The organism is Thermofilum sp. (genome assembly GCA_038741495.1).
Classification (GTDB): Archaea; Thermoproteota; Thermoprotei; order Thermofilales; family Thermofilaceae; genus Thermofilum.
The window spans coordinates 90,935-103,778 of sequence record JAVYKX010000003.1; the positions used below are offsets into that span (position 1 = coordinate 90,935).

A 12,844-nucleotide genomic window follows, 5' to 3' on the forward strand; every position below is an offset into this window, starting at 1 on the left:
TGGGCGCTCGCCTGTCCGGCTACCTGCGCGGAGAGAAAAGGGGGAAGTTTTCGAGCGAACCGCTATCCTCCCGGCGCGCCGTGGAAGGGGCTATCCCTCCAAACAGCTTCCCAGAACTGCTCCTCAGTGAGCACGCGAGCCTTGGCGAGCTTATCCTTTATATCTGTGAGGAGCTTGTGGTGCCTCAGCTCATCCTCGTAGATCGCCGCGATTAGAAGCTGCATTCTAGGTTCCTCGATGCTGCCCAGAAGCTTCCTCGACTCTTCGATCATTCTGCGCTCCGTCTCGATGTGGCGGTTCACCGCTTCCTCCAAAGCTTTCAAGTCGCTCTCGAGAAGCTTCGGCTGCGGCGCTCCAGCGGCGATCGAATGCAGAGCTTCGTAGAGCTCAGCGTGCTTCTCGGAGTCGCGTGCCACCGCTTCGATGATCGCGGCTAGAGGCGTCAAGTAGCTGAGGGTCTCGGAGAGCTTTCGCAGCTCCGCGGCGTAGTTTCTCTCCGCTTCCGCCAGCTTCTTCAACCTCTCCGCTAGCGCCTCCACGCAGCTACACCTGCTTCATCAGCGCGACTCCACCGGGATGCCTGATCCTCACGGCGAGCGTCTCCCAGCCGCGGAACGCGTGCTGGCCGTCCTCAGGGCCCAAGTACTCTACCTCGGTGTCAGCACCCACCACGAGGTCTAGCACTCTCTGCGATGCTGAAACCAGCACCGCTATGCTGTCGGGGAGCACGGGTGTGGAGACAACCTCCGCTAAAGCGCGGACGCGCGTGAGATCCATTACTCCTGTTTTCTCGTGAACTGCGAGAAGCTTCGCGTACCGTGCAGGGCTCACGAACAGGACGAACGGCTGAGCCGCGTTGTTCCCGATGAGCTTAGCAACAGCTCTCGAAACCTCCTCGACCGCGGCGCCCGGAGTAGACCAGTCGGAAATCGAGTGCTCTACAACACCCCTAGCCTCGCTGAGAGCTTTCAGAACTGCTTTATCCTCAGCTAGCCCCAGCTCCACAGCAGCACGGAGCGCGTCGGAGATCTCGAGAGGCTGCTTGGAAGCGCGGGAGTAGTCGATCGCGCTCTGGCTAACCCGGAACTTCACCGCTAGCTCTACGAGCGGTAGCATAGCAACCCCCTCGCCAGGCTTCTCCAGCGGCACTGAGAGAACCCCTCGACCCACCCGAGTCACTGGGAGAAAGTTCCTGAAAACTCTGACAGAGTTAGCAGCTCTCGCGAACTCTCCCCTGAGGTACCTCCACTCCTCCTCCGAGAACGGCTCCCCGTTCGCGGGCGGCGGGTCGGGGGCGGCGATACCCGTCAGCTCTTGAACTTCAGCCGCACCAGCCTTGAGCTCCTCCACTTGCTCCGGGTCAAGGTTCTTCAGGAGCGCGAGGAACTCGCCCACGTGAGTCTTCTCCTCCCTCGCAATATCCTCGAACACTCTCCTAAACCTCTCATCTTCGATAGCGCGAGCAAGCTGCAAGTACAAGCTGATCGCATCCAGCTCGGCGATAATCGAGAGGCGGAGCGCGTCGGCGACCTCTTCCCTGCTCAGCTTCCTACCGGGAGGAAGCTCTAAAGGGTGTTTTGAAAGCATCGAGAATCATATTCGCGCCCCCGTTTATTTAACTCTGACTGCCTACCTCAAAAGTTCGAAATAGCCCGAGCGCTTTCGCAACCACCGCGGAGCAAAGGCGCTAGCACGCACGGCGCACTTGGAAAAGGAAAAAACAGTGCTTTTAAAACCCGCTGTACTTCTCCCTCCTAGCTCCGCAGACAGGGCACTTCTCAGGAGGCTCATCGCCGACATAGGTATGACCGCAAACCTGGCAAACCCACACTTTACCTTGAAGAGGCCAGTCCTGGCCCTTATCGACGTAGCTTTTCGCTTCCCGGTAGAGCTGAGCGTGTATCTTCTCAGCTTCAAGCGCCCAGTAGAAGCTCCTCTCCGCTCCCCTCTCCTCCTGCATCCTCGCCACAGCGAGGTAAGCCGGGTACATCTCCTCAACTTCGTACTCTTCACCCATTATCGCGAGCTCTAAGTTCTTCGACGTGTTCCCTGGACCTGCAGGAGCGCCGGAGAAAACCTTGAAGTCGGACTTGTACTCTCGCAAGTTGTTGTAGTGGTTCCGGGCGTGGACGAGCTCGGCGAACGCGATCGCTCTGAAGAGGCGGGCAACGTTAGGGAATTTCTCAGCCTCCGCGATATCCGCGAAGATCAAGTACCTCATGTGCGCCATCGATTCCCCTCCAAACGCGCTGAGAAGAAGGTCGGTGGTCGCAGGCCTCGGCACACTCTACCAGGCCTCTGCCAGCCTTATATCCCTTTCCTACCCTAGCTCAAAAGTTCGCTTTTCAAACGCAGCGCCGGCAAATACTCTCCGAAGCTCTCGAGGCCGAATGCAACTGCGCTCTCCTCGGGAGGGTGGGGACCGCAGGAAGGTATATATTACGGGGCCTCTGAAGGGTTGCGGCTTCGCATGGCAAAGGTTAGAGTTGATAAAAACCTGTGTATAAGCTGCGGATCTTGCTGGGTCATCGCGCCCCAAGTCTTCGAAGAGGATCCGGACACCTTTAAGAGCAGGGTCAAGGAGCCTTACCGGACGCTCGATTCTGAGTCGGAGTCTGTCGGCGAGATTCCTTCACAGCTCGTGAACGACGCCAAGTCTGCTGCCGACGCTTGCCCCGCGGGGGCCATCACCGTAGGGTAGAGCCTCCGCAAGGCTGCTACCCCCGGTAGCTCTTCTCCGTCTTTCTCTCGGGCTTCGGGCTCGGCTGTGCAGCTGGCTGCGTTTTCCGAGAACCGCTAGGTTTATGACGCAGGAATAGGCAACTATAGCCGTGGCTAAGGCTACTGACCCGGTCTGCGGGATGGAGGTCGACACAGGCAGGACCCCCCACAAGGCGGTCTACAAGGGGAAAGTTTACTACTTCTGCAGTGCCCGCTGCAGAAGGGAGTTTGAAGCAAACCCTGAAGTCTACATCCGGGAGGGGCCGAGGGGCATGCCGAGCCGGTGAATGCTGTGAAAGTCTCAGAGAGGATCAGAGTCGTCGGGGTGGACTGTCCTTCTTGCGTCGTCTCCATCCAGAGGGAGCTCGCGCGAGTAGGCGCCGAAGCCGACGTTGACGCTTCGACAGGGTACTCTGTAGTCAGGTACGACCCCTCCAGGGCCAGCCTCCAGGACGTCGTGAGAGCGATCAGGGACGCAGGGTACGATGTCGAGAAGCGCTCCCTGGTGTTCTCGGCGGAGCTAGGCGAGGAGGAAGCTGCGCGCTTTGAAAGCGAGGTTGCCTCCCTCCGCGGTGTGATCGAGTGCCGCTTCTCCCCCGTGACGGGCCTCGCCAGGGTTGTCTACAACCCCTTCTCCACATCCGAGGGCGAGCTTCTCGAAAGCGTCCGGAAGCTGGGGTGGCGCGTAGAGCCCGCTAGCGAGAGTGTAGTGGAGGAGGGTGAGAGGAAGCCGCTCTACGTGCCGCTCGTATCTTTCGCGCTGGGGCTGCTCGCCGTCGCGTACCACGCGCTCGAGTCCTTTGGGGCTGCTCCGCGCGTCAGTGTGGCTTTCTACGCCCTGCTCGCAACAGCAACTATCTTGCTGAACCACGACCTCCTAGCGAGAGGTTTCCGGTCGCTAGCCAGGCGCTCGCCAACCATGGAGTCGCTTATCGCTCTCTCGGCGACAGTATCCTACCTGTTCAGCCTCTACTCCTCAGCTTTCGCCGGCCACGGTAGCACGTTCTTTGAAGCTTCGGCAGGTGTCCTCGGGTTCGTCTCGGCGGGCAAGTACCTGGAGGAGAGGCTGCGCAGCAGAGCGGTGAAAGCTCTAGGCGAGCTAGCCGCTCTGCAGGGCGGCAAAGCCAGGGTGGTTAGAGGAGGCGAAGTTATCGAAGTCGACATCAGCTTGCTGAGAATCGGCGACGTCGTCGAGGTCCACGCGGGCGAGAGGATCCCGGTGGACGGCGTCGTCGTCGAGGGGTGGGGTTATGTCGACGAGTCAACGTTCACGGGCGAACCTCTCCCTAGCTTCAAGTCTTCGGAGCGCAGAGACGCCGTCCTCGCGGGAAGCCTCCTGGTCAGGGGGTTCCTGAGGGTCAATGCCACCAGAGTTGGGAGGGACACCAGCCTCGCCCACATAATCGAGGTAGTTAGGGAGTCGCAGTTCAGGAAGCCTGGCTTCCAGAGGGTAGCGGACAGGATCGTGGGCTTCCTCACCTGGATCGTAATCGCGCTCAGCTTAGCATCTTTCGCCTACTGGAGCCTGTCGGGAGCGGACTTCGCTACAGCTGCGATGTTCGCTGCCGCTGTGCTGGCGGTTACGTGCCCCTGCCCGCTGGGCATCGCCGTGCCGCTGGTAGCGGCGCTCGCGTCGATCAAGGCGGCGCGGATAGGAGTCCTCGTGAGGGGTGGCGACGTCTTCGAGAGGGCTCTGAAGGTAGACACGGTGGTCTTCGACAAAACGGGCACGCTGACGTCCGGGTCTCCCAGGCTCAGCGGAGCCTACTCGTTCAACGGGTTCAGCGAAGCTGATCTGCTGAAGCTCGCCGGGTCCGCTGAGGTCAGGAGCGAGCATCCCCTCGCGAGAGCCGTGCTGGATAAGTGTAGGGAGCTTGGGCTGCAGCTGCGAGAGCCTTCGAGCTACGACCACTTGCCAGGTATGGGTGTTATCGCCGAGGTTGACGGCACCACGGTCGCTGTGGGGTCCCAGAAGCTGGTCGAGCAGCTGGGGGTGGTTCTGCAGCCGGAGGCTGCTGAGCTTATCGAGAAGCTTAGAGCGAGTGGGGCTACAGTCCTACTAGTAGCGGTGAACGGGGTGCTGGCAGGCGCTCTCGAAGTGCGCGACGAGATCAAGCCGGAGGCAGGCGAGGTAGTCTCCTACTTGAAGCGCGAGAAGCTCAGGACAGTGCTCATGACCGGCGACACCGAGGCGGCTGGAAGGTGGGTTGCCGAGAAGCTGGGCCTCGACGAGGTGCATGCGGAGCTTAAGCCTGAGGATAAGGCTGAGCGCGTGGAGGAGATGCAGCGGAGCGGTAGGAGAGTCCTGTTCGTGGGGGATGGTGTCAACGACGCGCCAGCGATAGGGAAAGCTTTCCTGGGGGTGGCTGTCGGGAAGGGTGCGGAAATCGCTAAGGAGGCTGGCGACGCTGTTCTCGTCAGCGGCAGCCTGAGGGCGCTCGTGCTTCTCCGCGAGCTCGGGAAAGCCGTCAGGAGGAAGGCTTTAGAGAACCTGGCCTGGGCTTTTACCTACAACGCGGCTCTAGTCCCCGTAGCCATGGGCTTGTTCTACCGTTCTCACGGCCTTCTGCTGAAGCCTGAGATGGCCGCTGCGGCGATGATACTGAGCGATATCTCGGTAGTGGTCAACGCTTTAACTCTCTTAAGGTTTAACTCCCGGACTTTGGAAGCTTAAGTTCGCAGGAGTTGACGCGGGGTTCACGCGGGCTGCAGGGGTGAGAGCGGGGAAAAGCTTGTCAGCGGGGATCTAGTCTGATCACAGAAAATGTCTGAAACGTTGAAGAGTAAGATTGTGCGTATAGGTCGGAAAAACACTCTGGTAATTCCTAAAAGGATCGCCGAGAAGCTTGGCATCGGTGAAGGGGACCGCATGCTCCTGATAGTTTCGCGGGGATAGGGTGGAGCTCAAGCCTCTGCCCAACGCTATCACGCTCTCGCTAAAGGGAAGGAAGGTTGCGAGGATCACTTTAAGAGAACTCGAAGAGGAGAGTGTGCGTGCGCAGGAGGAGTACGTCGAGAAAGCCTAAGGTGCTGGCGGACAAGTCGTTCCTCCTGCCCCGCAATAGGAGTTGAGGTGGAGAAAGAAGCTATGGAGGCTATAAAGCTGTTCAGAAAGCTTGACGTGCATTACTTGGAGGTAGGCTTTCTCGAAGCGATGTGGAAAGTTTTGAAAATTGTGCCTGAAGAGCATCTAGATGTCGTCGCGCTGGGCTTGGATGCTATTAGGAGCACCTATACGAGGCTAGATATCCCAAGCGAAGCCTATGTAGAGGCTTACAGGATCTACCGCAGAGGGCACAGGGACTTCATTGACGCCCTCTACTACTCGACGGCGAGCATTCAAAAGATCCCGCTACTAACTATAGATGTGAGCTTCGTGGAGCTCCTGGAAAAGCACGAGTACGGAGTAGATGGGGTTGTCTACACCCTGAGAATCTTGAAGACCTCTTAAGAAGCGCGCCGCGGTAGCTTCATTTCTAGGAGCTTCTGCTCTGGAAGCTGCAATCACTCACCGAGCTTAACGTAGGATACTATCTACCTGAAAATTTTTTACTGCAAGCATGGGGAGTGTGCTCGATGAGCAAAAGCCGGTATGCGAAAGTCTTGCTGGGGCCGGCGGTGTTCCTTATCCTGCTCCTTGCCCCACCACTCCCCCTAGTCAGCGAAGCTGCAGCGCTCGCGAAAGCTCCTCACCCTAAAGCTCCCCAGATAGCGCTGGGCGGCCTCTTCTGGGTTGCATCCTGGTGGGTCCTCGAAGTTGCACCTTTGGGCCTCACCGGCGTGCTCGCCGCGGTGCTCTTCAGCTTCCTTGGCTACGTTTCCTGGGGCGACGCTCTCAGGAGCTTCACCGACCCGATCATCTGGATCTTCATGGGAGGCTTCGCTCTCGCGAAAGCCTTCCAGGTCTGGGGGCTGGACCGCCGAGCGGCTCTAGCCGTAGCTCGCCTCTACCGGGGCAGGAACCCGATGCTCGCAGCTTTCTTCGCGTCAAGCCTCCCCGTGTTCCTGCTGACAGTCTCCGGCTCCATCACGGCGTCAACCTCCGTCGTTTACCCCATCACCCTCTCCTACATCGAGCTGCTGAAGCTCTCACCCAGGCTCGCTGAAGCGATGATGCTCTGCCTCGGCGAGGCAGCGACTGCTGGAGCGATGTTCCTGCTCGTGAGCACGCCGCCGAACCTGATCGCGAAGCAGGTACTGGAGCAGCAGGTCCCCGGCTTCAAGCTCACCTTCTTCGACTGGCTCATCGTGGGTACACCGCAGGCGATCATCGGGCTGCTAGTCACATGGCTCGTAGTTTTCGCCGTGATCCGCCCAGCCGAGCGCGAGATCAAGGCAGCCGAGGTGGTCGAGAGAGAAGCCCGCACCTTGACCGGGATGAGCAAAGGCGAGAAGCTCGTGCTCCTAATCTTCCTGACGACGCTCCTGCTCTGGCTCACCCCGGGGCTGCTGATCATCGCGGCCTCCGTCGACCCGGGCTTATCCCCTGCGGCCGAGCTCGCTACCAAGCTCCTGCCTGAGGCGGCTCCAGCGGCTCTAGCGATCCTGCTCCTCGGCCTCTTGAGAGCGGAGGGCAGGCCCCTCCTGACTTTCGAGGAGATTTCGAGAGGTATAGACTGGAACGTGGTCTTCCTGTTCGGAGGAGGCCTGGCGATGGGGAAAGCTCTCGAGGGCGGAGGCTTCTCGAGGTGGCTAGCGCTGCTGATCACCAACTCGGGAGTCGAGCTCAACACCTACACGCTCTCAGCTATAGGAGCTATCCTCGGCTTCGCCATCACCTTCCCAGCTTCGAACACTGCTGCTGCAGTAGTCTCCACACCCCTGGTGGCGGCGATCGCTAAAGGAGCCGGCATCAACCCCATCGCGCCCGTGCTGGCTACAGCGCTCGCCTGCTCGATCTCGTCCGCGATACCCTCTACGACGCCGCCGATGGCGATCATCTACGGCTCCGGAAAGGTGAGCATGAAGAACATGTTCAAAGCCGGTATAGTCGCCGACCTGCTGAGGCTAGCGATTCTGATCCTCACGCTACCGTTCTTCGCCGGACTCCTCCTCCAGCTGAAAGCCGTCCCGTAGCCGCCGCACGCTTTTTACCTTCCTCAGTAACTTAAGGTAAAGAAGGTTCTCTCCTAGCTGCGCCGCCAGCTCCTACCGGCTGGACAAGATACTCTTACTGCTGCCGCGAGCCCGGCTTACCTGCTGCTAGAAGCGCTAAAGGAAGGATTATCAGCAGCACAGAGAAGTTCAGGAGCAGGTTGCCTGTGACGGCTTCGAGGAGCAGAGCTAGGCCGATGCCTGTCAGCAGCCCGCCCCAGACCCCGTAGTACTTCTCCCGCGCAGCTAGGCCGAAAGCCAGGGTCCACCCTCCCAGCGCGACCAGCGGGATGCTAACCAGCCTGAGAAGGTCGGAGTACCCGAGGCTAACCAGCAGGAGGACTACTCCCAGCGAGGATGCTGCGAGCGCTACCGCCACGGCGCCGTACTTCACGCTTCCACCTACTGCAGCCTAGTCCCGCAGTACGGGCAGAAGGCAGCGTCTCCGGGAACGTCCCTCCCGCAGCTCGGGCACTTCCTGGAGGGCGGCGGGAAGCGGTAGCCGCAGTACGGGCAGAACAAAGCGTCGATGGGTGCTTGCCTACCGCACTGCGGGCAAGCTTTCGTCGGTGGAGCTGCGGGCGCGGCGGCAGCTGGCGCGGCTGCCGGCGCAGCGGCTGCAGGGGGCTGGGCTGGGGGTGGTGCGAGCAGCGGAGGTATCATTACCACGCCGGCGCCGACGGCGGCTCCGGGCGACTTGCCTAGCTCTCTCGCTACTTCCTTCGCGGTGTCCATCTGCAGGACGTAAGCTGCCGCCCCCGTCTGCCTCAGCCAGAAGAGCCTGTCCCTGTACTCCGGCGTCGTGTCGATACCCTCGAACTTCAAGTCGATGAGCTCCAGCCCGATCCTCCTTAACTCCTCGAGGACGAACGCCTTCGCCTTAAAGGAGACTTCGTCCACTCTAGTGAAGACTGTGGCGAGGTCGTAGCCCGCGAGGAACTTGATAAGCCTCTCGTTGATGAACCCTCTAACGAACTCGCTCACCTCCTGGCTCGTGTAGAGACTCTGCCCTCCCACAACCTCCACGACGAAGACCTTCGGGTCCGCTACCTTGAACCAGTAGCTGCCTCTGAACATCAGCGGTGCGAGCTCCGAGGTCTGCGTCCTGCCGCCGAACATTCCCCGGAACTGCTTCGTCGAGACGAAGATCACGGTAGCCTTGAACGGTGTCGTAGGGTAGCCCGCGATCCTCGAAAGAACAGCTGTGAGCAGCGGCAGGTTCGCGGTGGTTAAAGTGTGCCTGCCGGGGCCGAGCACGTCGTAAGCTTTCCCGTCCCGGAAGAACACCGCTACCTCGTACTCGCGCACGATCAGCTGCGCGCCCCACTCAATGTTCTCGTTAGGGTAGCGCCACACGATATCCTCGGGGCCCGGGCTCACCCACTCAATAACCTGCGGCATCAGCTCTCACCCACCACCCCCTTAATAACCTCCTCGCGCTTGATGAGGGTCTCCTCCAGCTCCAGGAGCTTGCTCCTGAGGCTGGTGAGAGCAGCCGGCAGCTTCGAGGGCTCCGCAGCCGCCACAGACCTCGCCATGGACGCGATCTCCTCGACGCTCTGCACGAGCCCCCAGTCGTACTCGAGCATCCTGTCGAGCTCCGCTTCCCTGATTTTCACGGCGTCGAAAAACCCGCTGTAGCCGTAGCTCGCTGTGCGAAGCTTCGCGAGAACTCGGTCGAAGACGGCCTGGACCTGGCTGTAGAGGTTCATGAGGCCCGTGTCTCCCGCAGCTGCTACAGCTATCATCGAGCCCTTAAAGTCCCTGTACGCGGGCTCCAGCTTCCTCATCAGGTGCTCTCTGATCAGCCGGTCAGCCTCCCTCCTCAGCTCCTTCTCCTTGTAACCCCTGTAGCCTGGAATATACGAGGCAATCTTCTCGCTTAGAGACTGCTTCCCTTTAATCTTCTCGAGAACCCGGCTCATTAACACCACGCCGTTGAAGGTGCTAAAAAGCGTTGTGCTCGGGCCGATTCTCGCTCACATCACCCCGTTCGCGGAGGGGCTTAGTTCCGCTAACGCGCAGCCGCGCGCACGAGTAAACTTAAAAATCCTCACTCCCCTGAAGCGAGGAACGCCTATGACCGCTGCCGGGCGCAAGGCGTACATCCTCAGCTACCAGAGGGGCTGCAAAACCCAGAACGAGCGCTACGCGATAGTGGAGGTTGAGGGTGTTTCCAGCAGGAGCGAGGCTTGCGCTTTAATCGGGAGGAAAGTGGTCTGGAAGAACCCGATCAGCGGGGAGCTTTTCACAGGCAGGATCGTCGACGTCCACGGCTGCTCAGGCAGGCTGAGAGCACGCTTCGCGAAACCTCTACCAGGTCAAGCCATCGGCAGCGAAGCCAAAGTCTTCTGAACCCCTGGAGGCGAGGCTCCAGCGTTTTCAGCGCGAGGCAGGTGCTCTACGCGTTCAGCAGCCTTATTAGCTAGTGTCCGCTATGCTTGCTGATGAGCGTTCAGAGATCGGAGCTCATCGGGAAGCGTGTGTACGACCAGCAGGCGAAGCTCATCGGCGAGGTTGTGGATGTCGTTCTGAAGATAGGTGAGAAGGAGATAAGCCTCTCTGTGCGGACGCCGGGCGGCACTTCGCTCGAAGTACCGTGGGACAAGGTCGCAGCCGTGAAAGATATCATCCTCCTGAAGGAGGCTGTTGAGCTCCCGCCCGAAGCCATCCAGCCAGCTGCAGCTATCCCGGAGCCAGCCGTATCCGCGCCGAGACCTAAGATAGAGATCCCGTTCCTCAAGAGGAGGGAGGAGAGGATCTGCCTCTACTGCGGCAAGCCCGCCACCTGGATCCCCCAGTACCAGCGCTGGTACTGCTACAACTGTCAAAGGTACCTCTAGGAGCACCGGCTCGCAGCCCCCGACCACTTCAGCTAAGCTCGTTTCTTTTCTCCCACGGCTGCTCGGAGGCGGGCTTCCCCCCTCTTCCACTCGGAGAAAGCCTAAATGGCGCCCCCTCGAGTGAGGCTCGTGGCAGCTTCGCAGCTAGTGCGGACCGTGTGCCCGAGAGACTGCTACGACACATGCCATGTGGAAGCCTTGGTCTTGAACGGCAGGCTTGCCGCAACCCAGCCCTCCCCTACGAACCCCCTCACGCAGGGTTTCCTGTGCGCTAGGGGGCGGGCAGACCCCGCGCGAGTGTACTCGCGGGAGAGGGTCCTCCACCCTCACGTGCGCGAGGGCCCGAAGCCGGGGAGATTTTTCCGCAGGGTTAGCTGGCAGAAGGCTCTGGACCTCGTCGAGGAGAAGCTCAGGGAGGTTTTAGAGGAGCATGGCCCTCAGGCTGTCCTCCACGTCGAGTACGCCGGGAACATGGGGCTGCTCACCTGGTACTACCCCCAGCGCTTCTGGAACGCGGTCGGCGCGGCGAAGACTGACTACAGCATCTGCAGCAAGAGCGGCCACGAGGCAATATCCCTCCACTACGGCCTCTCCTACGGGAGGCTCCCCTGGGAGGTTCCCGAAGCGAGGCTCCTAGTCTTCTGGGGGTTCAACGCGCCGGTGAGCTCACCGCACTTGTGGCTTCTCGCCAAGAAGGCGCGCGCGTCGGGCGCGGTGGTCGCTGCTGTGGATGTAAGGAGGAGCGAGGTAGCTGCCCAGAGCGACTTGTGGCTGCGGCCAGCCCCCGGGACGGATGTCGCGCTAGCGTACGGGGTGGCGAGGGCGATGATCGTTAACGGCTGGGTTGACGGGGAGTTCATCCGGCAGTGGACCGTGGGGTACGAGCAGTTCAGGGAGGAGGCTCTCCGCTGGACCCCCGAGAGGGTTGAAAGCTTGACTGGAGTTCCCTGGCGCCTCGTCGAGGAGCTCGCGCGGCTGTACTGCGAGAGGAGGCCCAGCATCACCTTCATCGGATTCGGCGTCCAGAAGAGCGCGCACGGCGCGGAAGCTGCGCGCGCGGTCTCCCTGCTCCCGGCGCTCGCGGGGGTTCACAGGGGCTTCTACTACTCGAACAGCAGGGGGTGGCTTTTCGACGTGAGCGAGATAACCGGGGAGAAGCTGGCGAAGCCGTCGCGGGTAGTGAGCCAGGTGTCTCTCGCGGAGCTCGTGGAGAAAGGCGAGTTCAAGTTCATCTTCGTCTACAACTCGGATATTGTGCTCACTCTGCCGGGCAGCGGGAAGCTCCGTGAAGGCCTCTCGAGGCCCGACGTCTTCGTCGTGGTGCACGATACTCACTGGTGCGCTACCAGCGACTACGCGGACGTCGTCCTGCCGGCTCCGACCTACCTGGAGAAGGACGATGTCGTGATCCCCTACAGCCACGACCTCGTGATGCTCTCGAGGAGGGCTGTGGAGCCTCTGGGGGAGAGTAGGAGCGAGGTGTGGCTCGCCTGCGAGCTTGCGCGGAGGCTGAAGCTACCGGAGTGGGTCTGCGAAGACCCCTTCGACCTGCTGAGGCGCGCGCTCAGTGGGGCGCTCGAAGGGTCTTTCGACGCCTTGCTCCGCGGCGAGGTGCTCAGGCTCAGGAGGAGGCATTTGGAGGAGTACCAAACCCCTTCGGGCAAGATCGAGCTCTACTCCTCTAAAGCGCTCCAGCTGGGCTTGAACCCTCTCCCGGAGCAGCCTGAGCCGCCTGGTAGGGAGGGCTTCTTCGTGCTCATCAACACCGCGACCCCCCTCTACACGCACACACAGTTCCGCGACGTGTACGGCCCGATACCGGCAATCGTCCACGTTAACCCGGAGGATGCTAGGAGCCTGGGAGTAGCTGACGGGGAGGCTGTGGAGCTCTGCAGCGAGGAAGGGTGCGTCGCCGTGAAAACCGTTCTAACAGACAGCGTGCCGAGAGGCGTGCTCTGGGCTCCGAGGCAGCACGTAGGGCTCAACGGCGCCCCGCTGAACACGCTGGTGAGCACAGCTACCCAGAGGATAGGTGGCGGACCTGTGTTTAACTCGACGCTCGTGCGCTTAAGGAGATCGCCCCAGCCCGCTAGCGCGCTCAGCAGCAAACCCGGGCTGCTGGCAACCTAGCCGGCTGGCGAGAACCTTCTGGTCCCCGCTCTCCGAACTAAACTCTTTATATCTCT

16 protein-coding genes are annotated in these 12,844 nt (G+C 60.8%); 10 read left to right on the forward strand and 6 right to left on the reverse strand.

Features of this window, described 5'->3' with window-relative positions:
• Window positions 1-62 precede the first annotated feature (62 nt).
• From QXU72_08175 to QXU72_08185, 3 genes are all read right to left on the reverse strand, one after another.
• Window positions 63-539 carry a hypothetical protein gene (locus tag QXU72_08175; protein ID MEM0495219.1) on the reverse strand — a complete coding sequence of 159 codons (477 nt, stop codon included), beginning with the start codon at window positions 537-539 and terminating at the stop codon, window positions 63-65.
• Window positions 540-543: 4 nt separating this feature from the next.
• Window positions 544-1,587, reverse strand: coding sequence for a family 1 encapsulin nanocompartment shell protein (locus QXU72_08180; protein ID MEM0495220.1), 1,044 nt, complete (start codon window positions 1,585-1,587; stop codon window positions 544-546).
• A gap of 142 nt (window positions 1,588-1,729) precedes the next feature.
• Window positions 1,730-2,284 carry a rubrerythrin family protein gene (locus tag QXU72_08185; protein ID MEM0495221.1) on the reverse strand — a complete coding sequence of 185 codons (555 nt, stop codon included), beginning with the start codon at window positions 2,282-2,284 and terminating at the stop codon, window positions 1,730-1,732.
• Between the two features lie 186 nt (window positions 2,285-2,470).
• On the opposite strand from QXU72_08185, the gene QXU72_08190 reads away from it, so the two are divergent.
• From QXU72_08190 to QXU72_08220, 7 genes are all read left to right on the forward strand, one after another.
• Window positions 2,471-2,701 carry a ferredoxin gene (locus tag QXU72_08190; GenBank protein MEM0495222.1) on the forward strand — a complete coding sequence of 77 codons (231 nt, stop codon included), beginning with the start codon at window positions 2,471-2,473 and terminating at the stop codon, window positions 2,699-2,701.
• A 130-nt stretch (window positions 2,702-2,831) separates the two neighbouring features.
• Window positions 2,832-3,008 carry a YHS domain-containing protein gene (locus QXU72_08195; GenBank protein MEM0495223.1) on the forward strand — a complete coding sequence of 59 codons (177 nt, stop codon included), beginning with the start codon at window positions 2,832-2,834 and terminating at the stop codon, window positions 3,006-3,008.
• Between the two features lie 5 nt (window positions 3,009-3,013).
• Entirely contained in the window at window positions 3,014-5,395 is a 2,382-nt protein-coding gene (locus QXU72_08200; GenBank protein MEM0495224.1) for a heavy metal translocating P-type ATPase, read from the forward strand.
• A gap of 90 nt (window positions 5,396-5,485) precedes the next feature.
• Window positions 5,486-5,617: an AbrB/MazE/SpoVT family DNA-binding domain-containing protein gene (locus QXU72_08205; GenBank protein MEM0495225.1), complete on the forward strand. Its 132-nt coding sequence runs from the start codon at window positions 5,486-5,488 to the stop codon at window positions 5,615-5,617.
• A 1-nt stretch (window position 5,618) separates the two neighbouring features.
• The gene (locus QXU72_08210; protein ID MEM0495226.1) at window positions 5,619-5,747 is read left to right on the forward strand and encodes a hypothetical protein; all 129 of its coding nucleotides are present in this window, start codon (window positions 5,619-5,621) and stop codon (window positions 5,745-5,747) included.
• Between the two features lie 47 nt (window positions 5,748-5,794).
• Entirely contained in the window at window positions 5,795-6,172 is a 378-nt protein-coding gene (locus QXU72_08215) for a PIN domain-containing protein (GenBank protein MEM0495227.1), read from the forward strand.
• 125 nt (window positions 6,173-6,297) lie between these two features.
• A complete protein-coding gene (locus QXU72_08220) occupies window positions 6,298-7,797 on the forward strand; it encodes an SLC13 family permease (protein ID MEM0495228.1) in 1,500 nt (499 codons plus the stop codon).
• A gap of 94 nt (window positions 7,798-7,891) precedes the next feature.
• Here the strand turns inward: QXU72_08220 and QXU72_08225 are convergent, their stop codons facing one another.
• From QXU72_08225 to QXU72_08235, 3 genes are read right to left on the reverse strand one after another with little or no spacing between them, the layout of a single operon-like run.
• On the reverse strand, window positions 7,892-8,209 hold the full coding sequence (locus tag QXU72_08225; protein MEM0495229.1) for a hypothetical protein: 318 nt from the start codon (window positions 8,207-8,209) through the stop codon (window positions 7,892-7,894).
• Window positions 8,210-8,217: 8 nt separating this feature from the next.
• Window positions 8,218-9,216 carry an SPFH domain-containing protein gene (locus tag QXU72_08230; GenBank protein ID MEM0495230.1) on the reverse strand — a complete coding sequence of 333 codons (999 nt, stop codon included), beginning with the start codon at window positions 9,214-9,216 and terminating at the stop codon, window positions 8,218-8,220.
• A complete protein-coding gene (locus QXU72_08235) occupies window positions 9,216-9,740 on the reverse strand; it encodes a hypothetical protein (GenBank protein MEM0495231.1) in 525 nt (174 codons plus the stop codon). The genes QXU72_08230 and QXU72_08235 overlap by 1 nt, the downstream gene beginning before the upstream one ends.
• 154 nt (window positions 9,741-9,894) lie before the next feature.
• Here QXU72_08235 and QXU72_08240 point away from each other — a divergent pair, with 154 nt between their 5' ends.
• The 3 genes from QXU72_08240 to QXU72_08250 all read left to right on the forward strand — a co-directional run bounded on the left by QXU72_08240 (window position 9,895) and on the right by QXU72_08250 (window position 12,788).
• Window positions 9,895-10,170: a 50S ribosomal protein L35ae gene (locus QXU72_08240; protein MEM0495232.1), complete on the forward strand. Its 276-nt coding sequence runs from the start codon at window positions 9,895-9,897 to the stop codon at window positions 10,168-10,170.
• 92 nt (window positions 10,171-10,262) lie between these two features.
• A complete protein-coding gene (locus QXU72_08245; GenBank protein MEM0495233.1) occupies window positions 10,263-10,658 on the forward strand; it encodes a PRC-barrel domain-containing protein in 396 nt (131 codons plus the stop codon).
• 129 nt (window positions 10,659-10,787) lie between these two features.
• A complete protein-coding gene (locus tag QXU72_08250; GenBank protein ID MEM0495234.1) occupies window positions 10,788-12,788 on the forward strand; it encodes a molybdopterin-dependent oxidoreductase in 2,001 nt (666 codons plus the stop codon).
• Window positions 12,789-12,844 lie beyond the last annotated feature (56 nt).